The 22,143-nt window shown below is 47.0% G+C and carries 24 protein-coding genes and 3 tRNA genes; 1 reads left to right on the top strand and 26 read right to left on the bottom strand.

What is annotated here, in order from left to right; translation table 11 throughout:
* From BUB35_RS03055 to BUB35_RS03000, 12 genes are all read right to left on the bottom strand, one after another.
* Positions 1-121 (bottom strand): transposase (locus BUB35_RS03055; protein WP_200777562.1); only part of this gene is annotated, 121 nt, incomplete at its 3' end.
* A 203-nt stretch (positions 122-324) separates the two neighbouring features.
* Entirely contained in the window at positions 325-2,772 is a 2,448-nt protein-coding gene (locus BUB35_RS03050) for a glycogen/starch/alpha-glucan phosphorylase (RefSeq protein WP_072849043.1), read from the bottom strand.
* Between the two features lie 141 nt (positions 2,773-2,913).
* Positions 2,914-3,378 carry a hypothetical protein gene (locus tag BUB35_RS03045; RefSeq protein ID WP_072849041.1) on the bottom strand — a complete coding sequence of 155 codons (465 nt, stop codon included), beginning with the start codon at positions 3,376-3,378 and terminating at the stop codon, positions 2,914-2,916.
* A 295-nt stretch (positions 3,379-3,673) separates the two neighbouring features.
* Complete coding sequence (locus BUB35_RS03040) at positions 3,674-4,246, bottom strand: chromate transporter (RefSeq protein WP_072849039.1); 573 nt, start codon at positions 4,244-4,246, stop codon at positions 3,674-3,676.
* Entirely contained in the window at positions 4,247-4,801 is a 555-nt protein-coding gene (locus tag BUB35_RS03035; RefSeq protein ID WP_072849037.1) for a chromate transporter, read from the bottom strand.
* A gap of 33 nt (positions 4,802-4,834) precedes the next feature.
* Positions 4,835-5,911: a peptide chain release factor 1 gene (gene prfA, locus BUB35_RS03030; protein WP_072849036.1), complete on the bottom strand. Its 1,077-nt coding sequence runs from the start codon at positions 5,909-5,911 to the stop codon at positions 4,835-4,837.
* Complete coding sequence (prmC, locus tag BUB35_RS03025; RefSeq protein WP_072849034.1) at positions 5,904-6,773, bottom strand: peptide chain release factor N(5)-glutamine methyltransferase; 870 nt, start codon at positions 6,771-6,773, stop codon at positions 5,904-5,906. Before prmC ends, prfA begins: the two co-directional genes overlap by 8 nt.
* Positions 6,760-7,671 (bottom strand): DUF1385 domain-containing protein, encoded by a 912-nt coding sequence (locus BUB35_RS03020; RefSeq protein WP_072849032.1) that lies wholly within the window; start codon positions 7,669-7,671, stop codon positions 6,760-6,762. The genes prmC and BUB35_RS03020 overlap by 14 nt, the downstream gene beginning before the upstream one ends.
* Before the next feature lie 132 nt (positions 7,672-7,803).
* Positions 7,804-8,007 (bottom strand): 50S ribosomal protein L31, encoded by a 204-nt coding sequence (gene rpmE / locus BUB35_RS03015; protein ID WP_022255551.1) that lies wholly within the window; start codon positions 8,005-8,007, stop codon positions 7,804-7,806.
* A gap of 132 nt (positions 8,008-8,139) precedes the next feature.
* Entirely contained in the window at positions 8,140-9,528 is a 1,389-nt protein-coding gene (gene rho, locus BUB35_RS03010; protein ID WP_096348609.1) for a transcription termination factor Rho, read from the bottom strand.
* Positions 9,529-9,576: 48 nt separating this feature from the next.
* Entirely contained in the window at positions 9,577-10,701 is a 1,125-nt protein-coding gene (locus BUB35_RS03005) for a LysM peptidoglycan-binding domain-containing protein (protein ID WP_072849029.1), read from the bottom strand.
* 221 nt (positions 10,702-10,922) lie between these two features.
* Positions 10,923-12,533 (bottom strand): hypothetical protein, encoded by a 1,611-nt coding sequence (locus tag BUB35_RS03000; protein ID WP_072849027.1) that lies wholly within the window; start codon positions 12,531-12,533, stop codon positions 10,923-10,925.
* 203 nt (positions 12,534-12,736) lie between these two features.
* Here BUB35_RS03000 and BUB35_RS02995 point away from each other — a divergent pair, with 203 nt between their 5' ends.
* Positions 12,737-13,390: an adaptor protein MecA gene (locus BUB35_RS02995; RefSeq protein WP_072849025.1), complete on the top strand. Its 654-nt coding sequence runs from the start codon at positions 12,737-12,739 to the stop codon at positions 13,388-13,390.
* Positions 13,391-13,432: 42 nt separating this feature from the next.
* On the opposite strand, the gene BUB35_RS02990 is transcribed toward BUB35_RS02995, so the two are convergent.
* From BUB35_RS02990 to BUB35_RS02915, 14 genes are all read right to left on the bottom strand, one after another.
* Positions 13,433-14,116, bottom strand: a complete 684-nt coding sequence (locus BUB35_RS02990; RefSeq protein WP_072849022.1) for a DUF2461 domain-containing protein — start codon at positions 14,114-14,116, stop codon at positions 13,433-13,435.
* Between the two features lie 131 nt (positions 14,117-14,247).
* Positions 14,248-16,227, bottom strand: coding sequence for a sodium-translocating pyrophosphatase (locus BUB35_RS02985; protein ID WP_072849020.1), 1,980 nt, complete (start codon positions 16,225-16,227; stop codon positions 14,248-14,250).
* 466 nt (positions 16,228-16,693) lie between these two features.
* Positions 16,694-17,626, bottom strand: coding sequence for an AEC family transporter (locus BUB35_RS02975; RefSeq protein ID WP_072849016.1), 933 nt, complete (start codon positions 17,624-17,626; stop codon positions 16,694-16,696).
* A gap of 99 nt (positions 17,627-17,725) precedes the next feature.
* A complete protein-coding gene (locus BUB35_RS02970; RefSeq protein WP_242949186.1) occupies positions 17,726-18,277 on the bottom strand; it encodes a phosphatase PAP2 family protein in 552 nt (183 codons plus the stop codon).
* Between the two features lie 24 nt (positions 18,278-18,301).
* A complete protein-coding gene (locus BUB35_RS02965; RefSeq protein ID WP_096348608.1) occupies positions 18,302-18,868 on the bottom strand; it encodes a manganese efflux pump MntP in 567 nt (188 codons plus the stop codon).
* 271 nt (positions 18,869-19,139) lie between these two features.
* The gene (locus BUB35_RS02955) at positions 19,140-19,658 is read right to left on the bottom strand and encodes an ECF transporter S component (protein WP_242949184.1); all 519 of its coding nucleotides are present in this window, start codon (positions 19,656-19,658) and stop codon (positions 19,140-19,142) included.
* Between the two features lie 62 nt (positions 19,659-19,720).
* Positions 19,721-20,197 (bottom strand): hypothetical protein, encoded by a 477-nt coding sequence (locus tag BUB35_RS18995; RefSeq protein ID WP_159432855.1) that lies wholly within the window; start codon positions 20,195-20,197, stop codon positions 19,721-19,723.
* Between the two features lie 169 nt (positions 20,198-20,366).
* A tRNA-Val gene (locus tag BUB35_RS02945) sits at positions 20,367-20,439 on the bottom strand.
* Positions 20,440-20,472: 33 nt separating this feature from the next.
* Positions 20,473-20,544: transfer RNA gene (locus BUB35_RS02940), tRNA-Glu, on the bottom strand.
* 12 nt (positions 20,545-20,556) lie between these two features.
* Positions 20,557-20,630: transfer RNA gene (locus BUB35_RS02935), tRNA-Met, on the bottom strand.
* 82 nt (positions 20,631-20,712) lie between these two features.
* Complete coding sequence (locus BUB35_RS02930) at positions 20,713-21,006, bottom strand: FtsB family cell division protein (RefSeq protein ID WP_072849006.1); 294 nt, start codon at positions 21,004-21,006, stop codon at positions 20,713-20,715.
* A 14-nt stretch (positions 21,007-21,020) separates the two neighbouring features.
* Positions 21,021-21,527 (bottom strand): spore cortex biosynthesis protein YabQ, encoded by a 507-nt coding sequence (gene yabQ / locus BUB35_RS02925; RefSeq protein ID WP_072849005.1) that lies wholly within the window; start codon positions 21,525-21,527, stop codon positions 21,021-21,023.
* 14 nt (positions 21,528-21,541) lie between these two features.
* Positions 21,542-21,823 carry a sporulation protein YabP gene (yabP, locus tag BUB35_RS02920; RefSeq protein WP_242949183.1) on the bottom strand — a complete coding sequence of 94 codons (282 nt, stop codon included), beginning with the start codon at positions 21,821-21,823 and terminating at the stop codon, positions 21,542-21,544.
* A 51-nt stretch (positions 21,824-21,874) separates the two neighbouring features.
* Entirely contained in the window at positions 21,875-22,117 is a 243-nt protein-coding gene (locus BUB35_RS02915; RefSeq protein WP_072849060.1) for an RNA-binding S4 domain-containing protein, read from the bottom strand.
* Positions 22,118-22,143 lie beyond the last annotated feature (26 nt).

Here is a 22,143-nt window from a genome sequence, read left to right as displayed (position 1 = left end):
TTTGTCCTATATCTGCTCTTAATTCTTTGTATATCACTTTTCTTCTATATTTCGGTGCAAATACGATATGATATTGGCATCTGTATTTAGAATGTGCTGTATTTTTTATTTCATTTTTCATGTCAAAAACCTCCTGATTTGTTTTAGTAATGCGGTCGCCAAACCTTCATTCTAAAATTATAATCAGGAGGTTTTATATACTAAAGTATTTTATTTACCCCTAGTAGAACTAGGGGTTTTGTTAAGCTAAAGCACCCAACAAAAAGTCGGAACTTTATCATAAAAGTTCCGACTTTTTTATTTGCCATGAAATCAATTTTTCAATCAATCTTCAATATGCAGAGGTTTCAAATCCCAGATTTCTTCCGCATACTGGCGAATGGTTCTGTCACTGGAGAACTTACCGCTCTTAGCCACGTTGACAATTGCCATTTTCGCCCATTTTGTCTGGTCACGATATGCTTTGTCAATATCCCACTGTGCTCTTGCGTAATCCGCATAGTCTTCCAGTACGAAATATTCGTCTGCTCTACCGCCGCAGCCATTGAGCAGTGCGTCGTAGAGTTCACGGAACAGGTCTGTATTCTGGTCGAATGTGCCGTCGATGAGGCTGGTCAGAGCCATGCGCACTTCCTGATTCATGTTGTAAATGAACCAAGGGTCATAGTGGTCGTGGTATTTTGCCTGTACTTCTTCGGCAGACATACCAAAGATAAAGATATTGTCTTTGCCCACTTCTTCGTAAATTTCCACGTTCGCGCCGTCCATGGTACCAACGGTGAGTGCACCGTTGAGCATGAATTTCATGTTACCGGTACCGGATGCTTCTTTACCAGCTGTGGAAATCTGTTCGCTGACATCAGCCGCAGGAATCAAGCGTTCTGCCAGAGATACGCGGTAATTTTCCATAAATACCACTTTGATTTTGCCTTCGATGGTAGGGTCGTTGTTGACTACATCAGCAACAGCGTTGATAAGCTTGATAATCAGTTTCGCACGGCGATAGCCTGCCGCTGCTTTGGCACCGAAAATGAATGTACGAGGCACCATATCCATGCCGGGGTTCATTTTCAGCTGGTTATACAGCCCAATGATATGCAGCACGTTCAGCAGCTGGCGTTTGTATTCATGCAGACGCTTTACCTGAATATCAAAGATGGAATCGGGGTTGATGTCGATGCCTTTTGTTTCTTTGATATACTTCGCCAGTGCAACTTTGTTTGCTTTCTTGATTTCCATGAAACGACGGCGGAAGTTTTCATCTTCTGCGTAAGGCAGGAGTTTTTCCAGTTCTGTCAATTCTGTAATCCAGCCATCGCCAATGGTTTCAGAGATGAGCCCAGCCAGACCATGGTTGGCATGGAGGAGCCATCTTCTCTGGGTGATACCATTTGTTTTATTATTGAATTTTTCAGGATACAGTTCATAGAAGTCCTTCAGTTCCTGATGTTTCAGAATTTCTGTATGGAGCGCCGCAACACCGTTTACGGAATGGCTGCCCACAATGGCAAGGTATGCCATACGAATCTGACCGTCGGCAATGATTGCCATACGACGGAGTTTTTCAGGGTCCATGCCGTATTTTGCCTGCAATTCCAGACAATAGCGGCGGTTGATTTCTTCCACAATCTGATAGATACGAGGCAGCAGACGGCTAAACAGTTCCATGGGCCATTTTTCCAGCGCTTCTGCCATGATGGTATGGTTGGTGTAAGCGCATACCTTTCTGGTGATTTCCCAAGCGTCATCCCAAGGCACATCGTTTTCATCCACCAGCACACGCATCAATTCTGCAACTGCTACAGTCGGATGGGTGTCGTTCAGCTGGAACGCCACTTTATCAGGCAGTTCGTGGAAATTGGTGTGGTGTTTCTTGAAACGCTCCACAACGCGCTGTACGGTCGCGGAAATGAAGAAATACTGCTGACGCAGACGCAGTTCTTTCCCCTGAATGTGTTCATCGGCAGGGTACAGCACGTCTGTCATGGTGCTTGCCAGCAATTCTTCTTCGGCTGCTTTCTGGTAATTGCCTTCGTTGAAGAATTTCAAATCCAGTTTATTCTTCGCCCGTGCTTCCCACAGACGCAGTGTATTGACGGTGTTATTGCCATAGCCGATAACAGGATAGTCATAAGGCACAGCGATAACAGACTGATAATTTTCCTGTACGAAACGGTATTCTCCGTTGCCTTTGGGCACAGCGCGAACATTGCCGCCGAATTTAACTTCTACAGCGTATTCATTTCTCTTGATGCCCCAAGGGTCGCCGTTTTCCAGCCAGTTATCGGGCGCTTCCACCTGATAACCGTTTTCGATTTTCTGTTCAAAAATACCGTAGTGGTAGCGGATACCGCAGCCATAAGCAGGCAGCTGCAATGTGGACAGGGAATCCAGGAAACATGCAGCCAGACGCCCCAGACCGCCGTTGCCCAGACCCGGATCAGGTTCCGCGTCCTCTACCATATTGTAATCAATGCCAAGTTCTTCCAGAACTTCTTTGACCTCATCATACATTTCCAGATTGATCAGGCTGTTGCCGAAAAAGCGGCCCATCAAAAATTCCATGGACAGGTAGTAAACCACCTTCACGTCTTTTTCGTAATATTCATCGTGTGTTTTCATCCATTTGTCGGTGATAACGTCGCGAATTGCAAACACGGCAGCCTGGTAAACTTCCTCGGCAGAGGCTGCTTCCAATGTTTTACGGTATAAAGTTTTGACGTTTTCCCGAATCATTTTTTTCAATGTTTCTTTATCCAATAACTGACTCATAAAAAACCCCCAATAATGTGTACTGAGAACTGCGCAGGCTTTTTCGCCCACCCATTGTATTTTTTGCAGTCCCGTATTCCACTATACCACAAAAATGCCAGAAAATGCAATTATTCCCCGGGATTTCCTGTAAAATCCGGGTTAAATATGCCAAAAATCCAGCCATACCCCCAGCCAGAAGCCCAAAAGCCCGCCGGCGGCACGCAGCAGGAACTGTTTTTCCCCCACTTCCTCCGGCAAAACGGCGCCGCAGACCAGATACAGACAGACCCCTCCGGTAATGGCAGCCAAGAGTGCCGTCAGCACATCCATGGAAACCAGACCGCCGCTGCACCCCCAGAGCAACGCTCCCAGCCAGAAAAAGACCGTACCCGGCAATCTGCGTTTTTCCGCCACAGTCCCTAATGCCACGCCGCAAAGCACCCCTGCCGCCACAGCGTAAAACGCCTGAGATGTAAAGACCCCCGGCAGATACCGCAGGCAGAAAAAGGCCACCCCCAAGCCCGACAAAAACCCCAGTACCAAAGCAAAAGCGCCTCGTTTCAGGGACAAAAACAGCACACCGCCATAAACCACACAAAACATGGTCCAGAAGGAAACAGACATGTTCCCCCTCCTCCCGATTTTTCTCCTGTTATTCAGCTTATGGAAGCAAAGGGGAAAACAGAAGCAGACGGGCACAAAAAAAGCCGAAATCTCTCAGCAGTCTCCCATTCAGAAAACATTATTTTCTTTTTCTTGATCTCTGAATGGGAACTGCGATGACTTTCTTCAGAAGAAAACATACCTCATACCATGCAGATAAAAAAGAAAATAGCCGGAAATCCTTTTTTCTAAGGATTCCGACTATGATTGTTTTCTGATGAAAAAGTCCCTCATGCAAAGATTGCGACTTTCCATCTTATGCCATTTGGAACACAATACCCACTGCCGCACCTACCAAAATCAGCACAATGGGATGGACTTTTTTCCATTTTCTCGCGGCAAAGAGAATCACAAGGAACAGTATCCACTCTCGCCACTGGAACAAGCTTCCCCACTGGGTAGCGGCGCCGTTCCACGCTTCTTTGTTGAACAGGGAAAGAACGATCACGCCAAAGCCTGCGGAGGCAATGAGCCCCACCACAATGGGACGCAGACCATAAAAGGCGTTTTCCACCAATGTGCTTTGACGGAAGCGTTCCAGAAATTTATAAACAATGATGATAACGATGACAGAAGGTGTTACCAAACCTGCTGTAGCGATGACGCTGCCCAAAGGTCCCGCGCAGTGAAAGCCCGCATAAGTAGCCATATTAACGCCCAGAGGACCTGGTGTGGACTCGGAAATGGCAATCATATCGGGAATCTGTGATGCGCTGAGCCAAGGGTATTTATCCGCCAGATCATAAAGGAATGGCAGTGTTGCCAGACCGCCACCTACAGAGAACAGCCCAATCTTGAAAAATTCCAGAAATAATATCAACAACTGCATTTATTTGGCGCCTCCTTTCTCTTTTGCCTGAAAGGATTTTACCACAATGCCGATGACTGCGCCCAGCAGCACCAGCCATACAGGGGAAATATCCACAAAAGTTGCCACCACGAAAGAAATGATAGCAAGAATAATCCCCAGTTTATCCACAACGGATTTCTTCCACATGCCGGAAACAGCATTGATAATCAAAACACCTACCACTACACGAATGCCGCCAAATGCGTTCTGCACAACAGGCAGATGGGCAAAATTGGTCAGCACTGCCGCAATGACCATGATGATGCAAAGAGAGGGGAACACGCCGCCGGCTGTGGCAAAAATCGCTCCCGGAATCCCTTTTCTTTTATATCCGATGAATGTTGCCGTATTGACGAAAATAACGCCGGGGGTACACTGCCCAATGGCAAAGTAATCCAGCACTTCGTCCTCTGTTGCCCATTTCCGGCTCTGCACCACTTCTCTTTGGAGCATAGGCAGCATAGCATAACCGCCGCCAAAGGTGAATGCCCCAATCCGCGCAAAGGTCAGAAACAATGATATGAGTTCTTTCATCTTTTGTCACCTGATTTCTTCTCTTTTGATCGTTTATGCATCGGGATTTTCCGCTTTGAGTTTTTCCATCTGGTCTGTGGTGATGAGGGTATCCATAATCTCATCCAAATCCCCATCCAGTATGGCATCAATTCGGTGGAGTGTCAACCCCACACGATGGTCTGTCACACGCCCCTGAGGGAAGTTATAAGTGCGGATACGTTCACTTCTGTCACCGTTACCCACCTGAGAACGGCGGTCTGCCGAGATAGCCGCGTCATGCGCCTGACGTTCCCGTTCATAAACACGGGCATAGAGCACTTTTAACGCCTGTTCTTTATTCTTCATCTGAGATTTTTCATTCTGGCAGGATACCACGATACCTGTGGGGATATGGGTCATACGAACAGCGGAGTCTGTGGTGTTGACGCACTGACCGCCGTTACCGGATGCACGGAACACATCCACACGGACATCGTTCATGTCGATATGCACGTCCACTTCTTCCGCTTCCGGCAGCACCGCTACAGTAACCGTAGACGTATGGATTCTGCCGCCGCTTTCGGTGGCAGGGATACGCTGTACACGGTGTACGCCGCTTTCGTATTTCAGACGGGAATATGCCCCCTGTCCGGTAATCATAAAGGAAATTTCCTTATAGCCACCCAAATCGCTTTCGCTGGCATTCATGACTTCGATTTTCCATTTCCGCCGTTCTGCGTAACGGGTATACATGCGGAACAGGTCTGCCGCAAAGAGTGCCGCTTCGTCACCGCCTGCACCGCCGCGGATTTCCACAATAACGTTTTTCTCGTCATTAGGGTCTTTGGGGATCAGCAAAATGGTGATTTCCTTCTGCAGTTCTTCCAGACGTTCTTTGTTTTCCGCCAGTTCTTCCTTCACCAGTTCCCGGAAATCGTCGTCCAGTTTATCTTCCAAAAGTTCCAGCTCCTCCGCAATGGATGCTTTCACTTTTTCGTATTCCCGATATGCCTCCACAATGGGGGTCATATCGCTGTATTCCTTCATCAGTTTCCGCCACTGGCTCTGATTGGCAATGATATCCGGGTCGTTGACCTGATCTGCCAAATCCATATACTTCTGTTCAATTTCCGCCAATCGGTCAAACATGAGGCTCCTCCTTCTTCTGTCCAAAGACCACACGATCCAGCCCTGCCAAGTCCTGACGGCATGCCACGGAAACGAATCCCGCTTCCTCCATCAGGGCAAACAGCGCTTCCCGCTGGTCATATCCAATTTCAAAAAACAGCCAGCCCCCATCCCGCAGGCGTGCAGGGGCTTCTGCTACGATTTTTCTGTAAAAATCCAGACCGTCTTTTCCGCCGTCCAAAGCGTTTCTGGGCTCAAAGTCCCGAACTTCTGTCATCAGCTCCTCGCAGTCCGCTGCCGGAATATAAGGCGGGTTAGACACGATAAAGTCCAAGGGGAACAGACTGTCCGGCAAAGCCGTAAACAAGTCGCTTTCCACAAAGTCCACATGGGTCTGATTCTTTTCGTTGTTTTCTCTGGCAAAAGCCAGGGCTTTGGGGCTGATGTCCACAGCAGTCATATCCATATGTCCCAGCTTTTCCAGACAAATAGGGATGCATCCCGTTCCGGTGCCGATGTCCAGCCCTCGGCGGAGGGATTCTTTTTCCCCTGTTTCCAATATGGTTTCCACCAGAATTTCCGTATCTGCCCGGGGAATGAGCACCCCTTCGCCTACGGAAAAAGGCAGTCCCATGAACTCCCATTCCCCCAGAATGTACTGGAGGGGGCGTCCTTTTGCTCTTTCATCCAGAAAAGCGGCGTATTCTTCCGCCGCTTTTTCGTCCAATATGGTTTGTCCTTCTGTCATACGCTGGATTTTGTTCATACCTGTGACTTTTTCCAGCAGCAGTTCCGCATCCATCCGGGGATTTTCTCTGCCTGCCGCTTCCAGCATTTCTTTTCCTGTTCGCAGCCACTGGCTGACCGTCTTATTCTGGTTCATCTTCCAGAACCCCTTTCATGGCAGCAATTGCCGTTTCGATCTGATCCGGATCAGGCTCTGCCGTGGTGATTTTCTGCAGGCACAAACCAGGATAGCTGATGAGCGCCACCAATTTGCTGTTGGAATTGCCTGCCCAGCGGATGACTTCATAGGAAAGCCCTGCAATGACAGGCACCAGAATGATTCTGGTCACCAGACGCAGCAGGAAATCGTCTGTCCGCACAAAGAAAAATACCACCATACTGATGATCATAACGAACAGCAGGAAACTGGTGCCGCACCGTTTATGGAGTCTGGTGCAGGGCAGTACATTTTCCACTGTCAGTTCTTTTTCGCTTTCAAAGCAGTTGATGGTTTTGTGTTCCGCGCCATGATACTGGAATACCCGGTGAATCTCCTTCATACGGGAGATGCCAAACAGGTACAGCAGGAAAATGGCAATACGGATGAGCCCTTCAATGACACCCAGCGCCCAGGTAGGCACCATGGTTTTGAAAAAGTTTCCCAGCCACACAGGCAGCAGGAAAAACAGAAGCATACCCAAAATCAGGGAAAAGCCCACACTGCAATAAATGATGATGTCATTCATGCGGTCACCCAGCTTCTCCTGCAAAAATTTCTCAAACTTAGAAGGCTCCGCTTCCTCTATCCAATCTTCCCCAGCGATTTCCGCTGAGCGCATCAAAATGCGGGTACCTGTCACCAATGAATCCACAAAAGCCGCCACACCGCGGAAAATAGGCAAACGGAACAGCCCTTTTCTGCCCAGACCGCCCAATTCTTTTTTCTCTATGGTAATCCCGCCCTCGGGATTGCGTACAGCCATGGCATACATCTTCTTGCCGCGCATCATAACGCCTTCGATAACAGCCTGACCGCCGATATTCGTTCGTTTCATGGTTTTTCCTCCTTTCTGTCAAAAAGACACGCAAAAACCCCTTCCTTTCGCAGCAGGGCAAACGACGAAAATTTGCCATGTTGCGAAAAAAAGGGCGGACAAATTTGCCCAGCCCTTTTACGTGTTTCTTGATTATTTTCTGCCGTATTTTTTGTTGAATTTTTCTACGCGGCCGCCTGCTTCCAGCAGCATTTTCTGGCTACCTGTGTAGAAAGGATGACATTTGGAGCAAACTTCGACTCTGATTTCATCTTTTGTGGAGCCTGTTACGAATTCGTTGCCACAGTTGCATTTTACTGTCACCTGTTTGTAATCGGGATGGATTCCTTCTCTCATTTTTTTCACCTCATTCTCTAATTTGTTGATCAATAATCCGAAATTATTTAAAGACAACGTGGGTATTATAGCATAGTTTTTCCCGGATTGCAACAGCTTTTCCTGAAAATACCGCCATTTTTCGCTGTTTTTTTAAGCGTCCCCTCTGCCCAGCTGTTTTTCCCAGATGGGCAGACGTTCCACAAATTCCGCATTTGTTTTTGTTTTATGCATCAGGTCATAAAAGCCCTGTGTCATTTCCACTGCCGTCATGGTTGCCGCCATACGCCGCAGGGTGTAGTTGCATTCCATTTCCGCGGAGCTGAGCAGCTTATCTTCCCGTCTGGTACCGGACTTGATGATGTCCACCGCCGGGAAAATGCGGCGTTCCGCCAGTTTTTTATCCAGCACCAGTTCCATATTGCCGGTGCCTTTGAATTCCTCGAAAACCACTTCATCCATTTTGCTGCCTGTATCCACCAATGCCGTTGCCAGAATGGTAAGGCTGCCGCCGCCTTCGATATTCCGGGCTGCACCGAAGAACCGCTTTGGCATATACAAGGCTGCCGGGTCAAGACCGCCGGACAATGTTCTGCCGCTGGGAGGAATGGTGAGGTTATAGGCTCTTGCAAGTCTTGTTAAACTGTCCAAGAGAATCACAAGGTCTTTCCCCTGTTCCACCATACGCTTTGCCCGCTCCAGCACCATTTCCGTCACCCGTTTATGGTGTTCTGGCTGCTGGTCGAAGGTAGAGTAAACAATTTCCACGTTTTCCCCTTCGATGGAACGCTGAATATCCGTCACTTCTTCTGGACGTTCGTCGATAAGCAGCACAATGAGGTGGACTTCCTTATGGTTCTGGGTGATGGCGTTTGCCACCTGTGTCAAAAGCATGGTTTTCCCCACTTTTGGCGGCGCAACGATCATACCTCTCTGACCTTTGCCAATGGGGGCAATAAGGTCGATGATGCGTCCCGTCAGTTCCTCTGCTCCTGTTTCCAGACAGAGTTTTTCCTCAGGATAAATGGGGGTCAATTCCTCAAAATTAGGTCTTCTGGCTGCCACGTCCGGGCGGTCGCCATTGACGGTCTTTACAAAAATCAAGGCACCAAATTTCTCCCCTTCTCTTGCCGGACGGAGAATACCTTTGATAGCGTCCCCTGTTTTCAGCCGAAAACGGCGAATCTGGGAGGGAGAAACATAAATATCCCCTGTGCCGGGCAGGAAGTTTTCCGTCCGCAAAAAGCCAAAACCATCGGTCATGACCTCCAGAATGCCTTCGCCCTGCTCCTGATTTTCCCGCTGGGGGCGTTCACCGCTTTCCTGCTGATGGGCTTCTTCTCTGGGCACTTCTGCCGTTTCTTCAGAAAAACCACAAACAGCCACATCTTCGACATTTTTCGCCGCGGATTGTGACTGTTTTTCTGCGATTTTTGCGATGAGCTCGCCTTTTTTTAAGGCGGAAATGGGACCAAGTCCCATTTCCTTTGCCATTTTTCTAAGTTCCATCAGGGTTTTCTGTTCCAGTGCTTCCTTTTCCATTTTCACCTGACTCCTTTTTTCCGCAACGCTAACGCATACTTCACTGCATTAAGCTGCGGGGATTTTCAATACATCACCGGGCTGAATGTTGTCGCCTTCCTGCAAGCCATTTGCTTCCAGAATCTTTGTATATTCCGCACCGTTGCCATAGAATTTCTGTGCCATGCTCCAAGGTGTTTCTCCCTGCTGTACCGTATATTCTGTAGTACCGCTGCTGGAGCCGCTGGAACTGCTGGAAGTATTGGAATCGCTGCCGGATGTGGAATCGCCTGTTGTCGTTTCGGAATCATCGGCATTGCCCTCTGTATTTTCCTGCGCTGCCGCGCCATCAGGATTTTGCAAAGCATCCAGTTCTTCCTGCAGCTGCATTTTTTCCAGCTGAACCTGTTCATATTTTTCGTTCAGATCCTGTGTTTCTGTTACTTTCTGCTGTGCTTCTTCCAGCTGGCTGGACAGTGTCACAGTCTTGAAAATCAGGAACACAATGAGTACCAGACCAACAATGCCCAGAATCAGCGGCAGTTTGCTTCTTCCGCCGCCTCTGTAGTCGTCATCGTAACCATCGCCGTACAGGCTGTCCAAGTGTTCCTGTTTTGCACGTTCTTCAAAGTCGATGTCTTCATAACGGGGACGATCGCCAGAACGTTCCATATCGGAGAAGGGCATTTCTTCCCGTTCTTTTTTCTGTTTTTTCTTCTTCATGCCGGATTTCTGAGGTGCAGATGTCTGGATGGTCACTTCTTCCATGATTCTGGATTTTTTCCGTGCGGGCATGACGCTCACATACTGGATATCCTCATTGTAATCATCCTCTGCCATGGAACCTCTGGGGCTTTCGGCATATTCGCTTTCCATGCTTCTTGCACGGCGGGATACATAGCGGGTAGGGTCGCCTTCCTGCTGAGGTGCCCGTTTGATTTCATTGATTTCGGAGCTTACCTGCTGCATTCTTGCTTCCTTCACTTCTTCCACATCTTCCCGCTGAGGACGTCTTGTGCGGTATGCTGCCGCTTCTGTATCCTCATTGGCACGACCCATCAGAGGATGTGTCTGCATCAAAATATCCTGCACTTCTTTGGGCAGGTCATTATACAAATCTGCGTAATACTCTTTATCCGCATCGCTCATACTGCGGCCCTGGCTGCCATTTTCCAGTTTATCTTTCTCTTCCATATGATACCTCCAAAGACAGTTTTTTCCTGTTTTTTTGCATACGAGTTTTCTACTTTGTTGTTTTACATCTTATTCATTTTACATTCTTCCGGGGCAAGTGTCAACAAAAGGGTTGAATTTTCAGTGATTTGTAAGGATTTCTTTAACATGCGCACCTTTGTCCACACTATAAAAAAACAGGAGACAGCTATTTTTATAAGCCCCTCCTGTTTTCCCCGTTTTTATTGCAGACTCGTTACGGTACAAGTGCCGTCCGTTTCTGTCACATATTCCAGTTTCACGGTACTGCCCACCTGTTTTTTCAAAACTTCCAGATGGTCAGCGGCTTTCACGGCAAAGAGTTCCTCTCTGCCTTCCAGCATCAAGTAGTAATAGGTATTGCCGTCCACAACGATGTCCTTCAGCAGTGTGATTTTCCCCTCCGCTGTTGTGCCGCTTCCCGAAGGTGTCACATTGATGCCGCTGTTTGCCATAAGATTACGGTAAACCTTTTCACACTCTGCCACCGTATCCCCAATGGCGACAATGTGATATTTCTCGATATTGACCATGGCGTATTTCTTTACCAGACCTGCCGCGTCTTTCAGAGAAAGGAAATAAGTAGGTTCATCGGCAATATTCAGCAAAATGGGGAATGTTGCCGTATAGCCCAGATGCTGCACTTCCCCTTCGGCAGAAGCCATGGCAGAGATTTCTTTTGCACCGGAAATCTGATAATAATTGGTTTCCTTGGTGCGGCTGTTCATGAGAACAAAACCAACGATGGATTCATCGCCGCCGATAGAAGTCACACCAGTATATACCCAAACGTCGTCGTTGAGGGCAACATAGTTATAACCTTCTGTGGTCTGCAAACAGCCTTTCTGCCCAAATTTGCTGTTGATGAAGCCGTTCTGCAAAGTGCCGTAATAATCATACTGTTCCACCAGCAGTTCCGCGTCATAAACCTTATCCACCCACTGGGGCACATCTGCCACGTCGTAGTAAGCGTGTTCCCCTGTGGCAGCGTTCACCAGAATTGCCCCCTGAATGTCTGTACCACCAAAAAGACCAATGGTCTTTGTTTCCACGGAACATATCCAGTAAGGCACGCCGTTATCATCCACTTCAAAATTGCTGCTGCGAATCATGGCTGTGGGATAACGGAAACGCACATAACGATACAGATTCCGTCCGAAGTGTTCAAAGGGAGAATACTTGATGCCCTGTCCTTCTGGCAGCTTCACCAGTTCCACATCCTGTGTGGTCATGTCTATGTTCATGTAAGCAGGAATACCTGTGTCGCGGTTAGTAATCCATTTAATGATATCGCCGTATTCCAGCGGTGTCACACGAACGGGCTTGCTGTTCAGGTTGATCTGGTTGTAGTAATCGCTGACTTCATACTGGGAAACCATATCCACCATGGAACCCATTTCACGTTCTGCCAGTTTCGCCGCAGAATCGCTGTCCAGAATGGGAATCTGGCTATAGTTAACTTCATGGATATCCTCCGCAAAATCACCATTCTGCACTGTCAGCAAAGAGCTGTATGCAGATGCCCGCAGAATGGGAGAAGACAGCAGCACCCCTACCCCATAAATGACAACCAGCGCCAAAGGGATATAGAGCAGTTTTTTCAGTAACGGATTGCTTTCCCACTGACTTTCTTTGTGGAAAAACAATGTCTTGGCAATGGTCCAGAAATTGATAACCAATGCCACAACGATCATTGCCACGAAGAACATCCAGCTTTCATTGCTGTGAATATTCAGCGGCGGCAGATAATAATAATACATTCCCGCCCAGATGATCAGCGTCAACAGCAGCGGAATCCACTTGCTTTTTTTCAATTCATGCCACTCCTCTCGGATTTTTATGATTTTCGGGGCAAAATCCTATTTTTTTGGGTTTTTTGTTGTTTTTCTCAGGATTCTCCTCTTTACATATCCCCCGCAATTCATTATACTATACTATATTTCCAGAGAATTGTATAGTATAGACCAGATACAAAATCGCGTGCAGAAAGCACATATTGTTAAAGGACGTGATATATATGAAAATAGAACGTGTAAGCGACACACAACTGAAACTGACGCTGACAAAAGCCGATCTGGCAGAACGGGATATCCAGTTGGAAGACCTCATCCGCCCCGGCGAAAAAACACAGCAGCTGTTCCGTGACATCATGGAACAGGCTATGGAAGAATGCGATTTCATCACAGAAAACACACCTTTGATGGTGGAAGCCGTACCCGTTGGTCTGGACGGCATCATGATCATCGTCACAAAGGTAGAAAGCAAAGACAAAAACAGCAATCCTACGGAGCTGTTCCATCAGGCAAAAGATCTGCACCGATTCAAGAAAAAACCACTGGCAACAGAAGAAGTGGAAGCCAAAGAGGACGACGACCTGCTGGTTTACTCCTTCAGCAAACTGGATGACGTCATCGACCTGTCCATCCGGCTGGAACCCCTGTTCCACGGCACTTCTTCTCTGTACAAAAACGAAGGCAGATATTTCCTGGTGATGCAGGGCAATACATACACCACCGAGGAAACCATCGACGATCTGGAAACCATTCTGGATGAATACGGACAGAAACACATTTCCACACTGCTTTCCAAGTATTATCTGGCAGAGCATGGGGAAACCATCATCGGCGAAAAAGCCATCAAGGCATTGGCGCTGAGTTTTGGGAAAGCGTAAAAAAAAGCTGGCATTTCTTACGAAATGTCAGCTTTTTTTATTTTATTCCTCCACATGAATCTCCCGGAGGAATCTATACATGGGCAGCAATTTTTCCCAGCCTTCCACAACGAAATCCACCAGTTCAGGAGAAAACAGCAAATCGTCAATTTCTCTGGTTGCGGTCAGTCCCAGACTTTTCCGCTGATACCAATCCATGACGGCAGGACTATAATCCCCTTTGCCCATGGGGCGTTTATAGGAATCCCCATATAGAACGAATTCCTTCATTTTTGCCGTATCCTTTACCAGACGTTCAAAGGCGTCAGGCGCAGCGTCCACTTTTTTCCGAAATGCCTGCATATAAGCCGGTCTGCCTTCATAAAATCCCATGCCATATTCATAGCCTTCGGGCATCACTTCAAAGTAAAACGCTGGACGGAATTTCCACTGTTCCGCTTTTGTCATAGGCTCTTTCAGTACCATCCATTTTCTTGCCTTATAAGGGCTTTTATCCTTGGAAAAACGCACATCCCGATTGATACGGGAAATGGAAAAGTCCATCTGGGGTACGTTTTTCTTTTCCAGGAATTTTTTCGTCAGCGCCGCTGAAAGAGCGTCAAAAGGTTCTTTCAGTACCGTGCGGTACCGTTCCCGATTCTCCTCCATCCACGCTTTATTGTTATTCATTCGCAGTTCCCAAAGAAAATCTATGGTTTCGGGGGTAAAACCCGTAAAGTCTGTCATAATATCACTTCCTCTCGCCTATTATCATACCGTAAAACTGGGAAAAATAAAAGACAAAAAAACACGGAATCCGTGCCATGATGTGCCATGGAGAATTCCGTGTTTGTGTTTGTATCAAATGCCTGTAAAGATTACAGCAGGCTGCCGATAGACATGAACAGAGGTGCGAATACCAGAGATACAACTGTCATCAGCTTGATCAGGATGTTGATGGAAGGACCGGAAGTATCTTTGAAGGGGTCACCTACGGTGTCACCAACAACGGCTGCTTTATGAGCTTCGCTGCCTTTGCCGCCATGGTTGCCTTCTTCGATGTACTTCTTCGCATTGTCCCAAGCGCCGCCGGCGTTGGACATGAAGATTGCCATCAGAACACCTGTTACCAGAGAGCCAGCCAGCAGACCGCCCAGAGCGGAAGTACCCAGCAGGATACCTACAACCAGAGGAGCTGCTACTGCCATGATACCGGGAACCAGCATTTCTTTCAGAGCTGCTGTGGTAGAGATTTCTACGCATTTTTTGTAGTCAGGTTTTGCAGTACCTTCCATGATGCCGGGGATGCTGCGGAACTGACGTCTTACTTCTTCGATCATCTGGAAGGCTGCTTTACCTACAGACTGCATTGTGAGTGCGGAGAACAGGAAAGGCAGCATACCGCCGATGAGCATACCAATGATAACTCTGGGTTCCAGAATGGAGATTTCTGTCAGTTTAACAGCTTCTGCGTAAGATACGAACAGAGCCAGTGCTGTCAGGGCAGCGGAACCGATAGCGAAACCTTTACCCATAGCTGCTGTTGTGTTACCAACGGCGTCCAGTTTATCTGTGATGTTACGAACGGAGTGATCCAGACCACTCATTTCAGCGATACCGCCGGCGTTGTCGGCGATAGGACCGTATGCGTCAACGGCTACAGTGATACCTGTTGTGGACAGCATACCTACAGCTGCCAGAGCGATGCCATACAGACCACATACTGCATAAGCTACGAAGATACCTACACAGATCAGCACGATAGGAATCGCTGTGGATTCCATACCAACTGCCAGACCGCTGATGATGGTAGTTGCGGGACCTGTTTCAGACTGGTCCGCGATTTTCTTAACGGATTTGTAGTCACCGGAAGTATAAACTTCTGTGATAACACCGATGATCAGACCAACGATCAGACCAGCGATGATAGCGATGGCAGCGTTCATGTTGCCAAAGAATACCCAGCTCAGAGCCAGAGATGCGATGATCACCAGCACTGCGGAGGAGTAAGAACCTGCTTTCAGGGCTTTATGCGGATTGGAGTTTTCGTCGCCTTTTACAAAGAATGTACCGATGATGGAAGCCAGAATACCAACAGCTGCCAGAACCAGAGGGAATACAGCGCCTTCTACAGAGTAGTAAACGATACCCAGTGTGATAGCAGAAATGATGGAACCAACATAGGATTCGAACAAGTCGGCACCCATACCAGCAACGTCACCTACGTTGTCACCTACGTTGTCGGCGATAACGGCAGGGTTACGAGGGTCGTCTTCAGGGATACCAGCTTCAACTTTACCTACCAGGTCGGCACCTACGTCAGCAGCTTTTGTATAAATACCGCCGCCAACACGGCCGAACAGTGCGATAGAGGAAGCACCCAGACCAAAACCGAACAGAATGTTGGCGTCTTTTGTGATCACATACACAGCGCCTACACCCAGCAGACCCAGACCAACTACGGACATACCCATAACTGCGCCGCCGCTGAAAGCGATGGACAGGGCTCTGTTCATACCGCCAACTCTCGCTGCGTTTGCAGTTCTTACGTTTGCCTTGGTTGCAACATTCATACCGAAATAACCAGCCAGTGTGGAGAAAGCAGCACCAATGACGAAGCAGATAGCTGTCTTCCAGTCTACACCGAAACCGATCAATACAAACAGTACAGCCGCGAAAATAACCAGAATCTTATATTCTGCTTTCAGGAAAGCGTTTGCGCCATCGCGAATTGCAGAAGAGATTTCATGCATACGGTCTGTACCTTCTTCTTCTCTGCCTACCTTAGAAGCCAGGACAAAGGCAAAGAGCAGCGCAACGATGCCCAGCACCGGCGCCAAATACATCAAATTTTCCATAATAATCCCCCTGTTTCATAAATTTGGTGATAATACAGATAATCAGAATATAATTGCTGTTTTTTTGTGAAACAAAAAACCAACAGGCTGTCTTTTTTCGAAAAAAACAAATACACACCCTGCGCCCCACCGCAAAAAGCCCTGTTTTTCTGCTTCGGCACCGGTAGCGTGTATTCTGTATATTTCCAAAATGAGATAGCCATATTCCGTCCCACTTCATAGTATATACGAAACCATAGAAAGAAACAAGCTTTTCCCCACGCCTGCCTGCACTAAATTTCACAATAATTTTTGGTATCTTTATACAAAGGGATACGGTTTTTTTGAAAAAAAATTTTTATATTGTCGAACAAAACCCATTTTTCTTCCCGGCAAATTTTCGTCTTTCCCATGGACAACTGTCCTTTTTTTCACAATCTTTACAAAAAATAGACCTGCGGCAAAAACCGCAGGTCGTAACTGCTTGTCAGGAAATGCACAAAAACTGTGCCACCAAAGGCAATGTGACAACAGAGAAAATGGTGGAAACGAAAACGTATTCCGAAGCCCGTTTTTCATCATTGCCGTAAATTTCCGCAAAAGAAGGCAGGGCTGCCGCCGCAGGCGTACCCATGAGCACCACCAGCACGCTCAGGGCAATGCCATCCAGGAACAGGCTTGCCACAGCCTTTGTAAACAAAGGCATGATGATCAGTGTCACAAAACTGAATACATAGACTTTCTTGTCTTTGAAAATTTCTTTGATATTTGCCACTGCCAACAGTGTACCAATATAAATCATAGACAGGCAAACCGTTGTATTTGCAGAGAACTCTAATGCGTCATAAATAGGCTGAGGCAGGGAAATGGAGTTCACGAAACAGAATACACCAATGACTGCTGAAATACAGATCAGATTCAAAAACGCCTCCCGCAGCATTCTGCCTACTGTTTTGCGTTTTCCACTGCCAATGGCAAAGAGCACAGAACATACGGTGAACAGGAACACGTTGCAGGTGAACATGACTGCCACGCAGAAGATCAGCCCATCCTCGCCGTACATGGCCATAATCAAAGGCTGCCCCATGAAGATAACATTGCTGTAGACACCGCCGCCGGAGAATAGCCCCAGTTCTGGAAACTGCATCTTCATGGCTTTCCCGATGATGAAAAACAGCACTGCACCCAAAGAGCACATCAGAAACGTGCCGCCGCAGGTCTTTAGAAATCCAATGAGAATCTCATGAGAAAACGGACGCTGCATCAATACAATCATGTTTGCAGGTACTGCCACACGGGTCAGCACAATGGAAAGCCCTTTCGCATTGCTCTCCGTCAAAAACTTCTTTTTGTTCAAAATTACACCGACCACCATCAAAAGAACCATGGTCAGCAGCTGGTAAATTACCGGTATTGCCAATTTTTGTTCCCTTCTTCCTCTTTACTTCTTCCTTCAAGTAATGTATGGTTTCTTTCACATCAATTGAAAAAAAATTGTACCCCTTTTGTTCAAAACAAATCATCTGTTTTGAAATTGAAAACCGACATTGATCTTGCCTAAGGCCCATAAAGTCAATCTTGCCATGACAAAACCAATGATTGCCCCCGCCAAAACGTCCGTGGGAAAATGCACTCCAAGATACAGACGGGAAATCCCCATAAGCACTGCAAAAACATAAGCGACAATGCCCCATTTGCGATTCATGGCGTAAATCGCTGTCGCTGCTGCAAAGGATGAGGAGGTATGTCCCGACGGGAAGGAAAAATCCGCTAGAGGCGGCACAAGAATGGAAAATCCCAACAAGTCATAGGGTCGCATTCTGCCCACCATAGGCTTTAAAGTCACATTGCATACCAACGCTGTCGTCCCCAGACATAACAACAGAGTCAGACCGCATCTGGCAAAATTCCTGTTTTTGATGCCATATAACAGCATCAAAATCCCCAGCAAAATCCAGAACCAGCCTGCATTGCCCATTTTTGAAATGAATAGCATGGGGGCGTTCAGCCCATCACACACCACATGTTCCTGTATCCACAGTATGATCTGTGCATCTAACTGTTGTATCATCTCCAAAGGCTTTCCTCCTTTACGTCAGCCCCCCAGAAAAACATGCTCTACCAGAATTTTGATTCCAATGAGAATCAGTACGGCACCGCCGGCAAATTCTGCCTTTGCCTGCAAAAAGTTCCCCAAACCTTTGCCAAGCATACCGCCGCAGAAAGAAAGCACAAAAGATACCACACCGATGATGCCAGCTGCCCACCAGATATTCACATCCAGAATGGCAAAACTGATACCCACTGCCAATGCGTCGATGCTGGTTGCTACTGCCTGAAGCAGCAGTACTTTTGCTGTCAGAACGGATTGTCCGCTTTCTTCCTCGTCATCGCCAAAGCTTTCCCGGATCATGTTCCCGCCGATGATGGCAAGCAGTACAAAGGCAATCCAGTGGTCGATAGACTCAATATATGTTTTCACACTGCTGCCCAAAACCCAGCCAATGACGGGCATCAAAAACTGAAAACCACCGAAATATAACCCCTGGGTAGCTGCTTGTTTCTTTCCAAATCCCTTGACAGAAACGCCATTGGAAATGGAAACGGCAAAAGCATCCATGGCTAAACTGACTGCAATCAGTAATATGGTTACAAATTCCAAATGAATTCCTCCTGTTCCTTCTCGTCCCTTCTTTCAGTATAGTCCCATAACTTTTATACTATACCACGCAATGAGAAAAAGGGTCAATGAAAATCCATCATTTTCCAAAATTCAACTATTTTTCATCAAAAAAGACGGAAAATCAAAGCCGCATTTTCCGCAAGAAAACATTTTTGAAAATGGTCTCTATAAAATATAATAGCCGGAATCCTTTAAATGCAAGAATTCCAGCTATTTTTATTTCTTATGGAGCAGTCCCCATCTGCTAAACTTATTTTGCGGAAACATATTTATAGATTTTTGCTTTATAAAAAGCATAGCCTACCACCAGGAAAATCACAAAGCCTGCACCGCCCTGCACCAAGTTTTCGGGAATGGAAGTCAGAGCCACTGTGAAGCTTTTCTGCAAAACAGCACCACCGAAGTAGTATCCAATAATCATCCACACAATGCCCACAACGGAACCAGCCAGATTCCGCAGACCGAAAAAGTGCTTTTCTGCCGGTGTATAATGTGCGATCTTGCCTACCAATAAGCCCATAACCCCTTTGATGATGAGGGTAAAGGGTGCCCAATGGGCATATCCACTGAGCAGGTCAGCCAACGCAGCCCCAACACCGCCGGCTACCATGCCGTAACGCCAGCCAAAAAATACGCTGATCAGCAATATCATACTGTCCCCCAAATGAATGTAACCATTGGTAGCAGACACAGGAATCTGCAGCACCATGGTAGAAACTGTGACCAGAGCGATCATCAGTCCACGCAAACATATTTCTTTCGTCTTCATTGTCATACCCCCGTTTCAAAGCTTCCTTTGTAAAACAGCATATCATATTTTCTGTGCCTCTGCTATTGCCGCCGCAACACTGTTTTAAATTGTACCCATACAATTTTACATGTCAGGCAATATTTTTCGCCATAAATATAGGTAGAAAGTCCTTTTAGATTTTCTTTTTTCAGAAAAATATCCTTTATTTTCCAATCAATTTTTCCAGAGAAATAGAAGTACAAACGCAGCATTTCTGTTCTCCCTTGAATCGGGCGCAGATTTCTCTTTTCCTCTCCGCATTTTTGCACAAAAAAAGAAGATATGCGTACATATCTCCTCATAATATTGCGTATAAAGCCCATGATTCTCTGATTGTAATTTTTCTCTGTTGTGAGCATAAAAAATGGGAGTGACTGCGCTCTGCCTCGTGTCCTCTTGCACCTTCGTGCATGCTCTCTCCAGTTGCGCCTTTCTCCCTCGTTTTTCTTTTTCGTTTTTGGACATAAAAAATGGGAGTTCTTAGGCTCTGCCTCGTGTCCTCTTGCACGTTGGTGCATGACTCTCCCAGTTGCGCCTTTCTCCCTTGTTTTGCTTCTTTTTGTTTTTGGACATAAAAAAATGGGAGTTCTCAGGCTCTACCTCGTGTCCTCTTGCACGTTGGTGCATAACTCTCCCCAGTTGCACCTTTCTCCCTTGTTTTTCTTTTTGTTTTTGGACATAAAAAAATGGGAGTTACAGGGCTCGAACCTGTGACCCTCTGCTTGTAAGGCAGATGCTCTCCCAGCTGAGCTAAACTCCCATGTTTTTAACAATTCAATTATCACTCAAAAGTTGACCCGTAAGGGAGTCGAACCCTTGATTCGACCGTGAGAGGGTCGCGTCTTGACCGCTTGACCAACGGGCCAAAGAAGAAAAATAGCGGAGGAGGGATTTGAACCCCCGACACTGCGGGTATGAACCGCATGCTCTAGCCAACTGAGCTACTCCGCCTCAAGTCGACTAGTTCATTATATAGTCATATTGTCTATTTGTCAATACCTTTTTTCAAAAAATTGTCTTTTTTTGAAAACTTTTATTGTTCACGGTTGATATACAGGATTTCATTGCTCTTGACCAGCCCCAGTTTTTCTCTGGCAATCTGTTCGATATAGCTGTCGCTGTTATAGTAATCCTTTTTTGCCTGAAAATCCAATGTCTTTTGCTGTTCATCGGCAATCTGCTGCTGTACATCAGCCAGTTCCACTTTCAGCTGGCGATATTCCCGATACTGCCAGTACACCCCTGCCACAACGAACACGCAGAAAGCTACCAAAAAAAGATGGATCCATAATCCACCGGATTTTTTCTTTCTGGCTCTTTTTCCCATGGCAGTCACCCTTCCTAAGGTTTTCGACGCAAAAAACGAATATCCCGCCGTAATGTGTCTTTTTTTATTTTCACATATACTTTACATAATTGCAAGTGTTTTTTGGATTTTCTACCGCAAAATCTGACGAAATTCCCCACCGGTCTGCCAAAGGCAAGATAGAGCAAACGAAAGGGTGTCAAAATTATGGTCAACAATAACATAACCAGTCTTCCAATGACTTTCAGCACCTTTTCTCCTACGCCCATGACCAAGGGACTGGCAAGGGTTCCATAAAGCCCCATGCCGCCAAAAATAGCCACCAGCAGGAAAAAGCGGACTTCCCCATGGTTTTCCTGGAGCAACACCTCAAAGACACCCAGCGCCACCGCTGCCCAGTACAAGCCATCCTCTATCTGTACTGCCCAGACACCGTGGGGCAATATCCGCCGTGCAAGACGCATACCGTCATAAACCAATCCCATACCGACGCCCAGCAGCAGGCAGCACAAAAACAAACTTCCCTGTCCCTGAATGTCCACCTGCCTGCCTCCTTTCAGCGGAACAACTTGGCAAAGAAAGATTGTTTGCCACCGCCCATATTCTCCGCGTAGGTCAGTGCGTCCATGCGCCCTTCCACTGCCACTTCCCCTTCTTCCAGATTCAGCCGCCCCACATGGAGTCCTTCCCCTTTGATGATAAGTAATCCGCAGGTAGTATCCACTGCCACACCTTCCTCATCAAAACGCAGGACGTCCGTCACGCCGCCAATCTCGATCCGTTCTCTGTCTGTCATACGAATGGTATGCTGTCGCAAATTCCGTTTTTCTTCCCCCAACAAAAAAACCTCCCCATACTGTTTTTACAGTATATGAGAGGTTTTGGGACATTATTCCACTGCGCGATACATGCCGGCAGCATCTTCTTTTTTAGTGGATTCCTGCAGATTCAGCACTTCCACCTTTGTCACGTTATTGCCGAACTGAATTTCGATGATATCGCCGACCTTCACATCCGCGCCAGCTTTCACCACTTTGCCGTTGAGGGACACACGTCCCGCGTCGCAGGCTTCGTTGGCTACAGTTCTGCGCTTGATGATACGGGATACCTTCAGGAATTTATCAATACGCATGTTCATTTCCCCTTTGCTGTTTTTTC

Origin of the sequence: Anaerotignum lactatifermentans DSM 14214 (assembly GCF_900142265.1) — a bacterium.
Classification (GTDB): Bacteria; Bacillota; Clostridia; order Lachnospirales; family Anaerotignaceae; genus Anaerotignum; species Anaerotignum lactatifermentans.
This window is presented reverse-complemented; position numbering and strand designations above follow the sequence as displayed.

Bases quoted from the DNA above. Each gene is read 5' to 3' on its own strand.
- BUB35_RS02955 (WP_242949184.1), bottom strand. From the start codon at position 19,658: ATGAAGACGAAAGAAATATGTTTGCGTGGACTGATGATCGCTCTGGTC.
- rho (WP_096348609.1), bottom strand. From the start codon at position 9,528: ATGGAAAAGGAAGCACTGGAACAGAAAACCCTGATGGAACTTAGAAAA.
- BUB35_RS03040 (WP_072849039.1), bottom strand. From the start codon at position 4,246: ATGCAGTTGTTGATATTATTTCTGGAATTTTTCAAGATTGGGCTGTTC.
- BUB35_RS02990 (WP_072849022.1), bottom strand. From the start codon at position 14,116: ATGACAGACTTTACGGGTTTTACCCCCGAAACCATAGATTTTCTTTGG.
- BUB35_RS03045 (WP_072849041.1), bottom strand. From the start codon at position 3,378: ATGTCTGTTTCCTTCTGGACCATGTTTTGTGTGGTTTATGGCGGTGTG.
- prmC (WP_072849034.1), bottom strand. From the start codon at position 6,773: ATGAACCAGAATAAGACGGTCAGCCAGTGGCTGCGAACAGGAAAAGAA.
- BUB35_RS03035 (WP_072849037.1), bottom strand. From the start codon at position 4,801: ATGAAAGAACTCATATCATTGTTTCTGACCTTTGCGCGGATTGGGGCA.
- prfA (WP_072849036.1), bottom strand. From the start codon at position 5,911: ATGTTTGACCGATTGGCGGAAATTGAACAGAAGTATATGGATTTGGCA.
- BUB35_RS02985 (WP_072849020.1), bottom strand. From the start codon at position 16,227: ATGGAAAATTTGATGTATTTGGCGCCGGTGCTGGGCATCGTTGCGCTG.
- BUB35_RS02930 (WP_072849006.1), bottom strand. From the start codon at position 21,006: ATGGGAAAAAGAGCCAGAAAGAAAAAATCCGGTGGATTATGGATCCAT.
- BUB35_RS03005 (WP_072849029.1), bottom strand. From the start codon at position 10,701: ATGGAAGAGAAAGATAAACTGGAAAATGGCAGCCAGGGCCGCAGTATG.
- BUB35_RS02915 (WP_072849060.1), bottom strand. From the start codon at position 22,117: ATGCGTATTGATAAATTCCTGAAGGTATCCCGTATCATCAAGCGCAGA.
- BUB35_RS02995 (WP_072849025.1), top strand. From the start codon at position 12,737: ATGAAAATAGAACGTGTAAGCGACACACAACTGAAACTGACGCTGACA.
- rpmE (WP_022255551.1), bottom strand. From the start codon at position 8,007: ATGAGAGAAGGAATCCATCCCGATTACAAACAGGTGACAGTAAAATGC.
- BUB35_RS18995 (WP_159432855.1), bottom strand. From the start codon at position 20,197: ATGCACCAACGTGCAAGAGGACACGAGGCAGAGCCTAAGAACTCCCAT.
- BUB35_RS03020 (WP_072849032.1), bottom strand. From the start codon at position 7,671: ATGAAACGAACGAATATCGGCGGTCAGGCTGTTATCGAAGGCGTTATG.
- BUB35_RS03050 (WP_072849043.1), bottom strand. From the start codon at position 2,772: ATGAGTCAGTTATTGGATAAAGAAACATTGAAAAAAATGATTCGGGAA.
- BUB35_RS02970 (WP_242949186.1), bottom strand. From the start codon at position 18,277: ATGATACAACAGTTAGATGCACAGATCATACTGTGGATACAGGAACAT.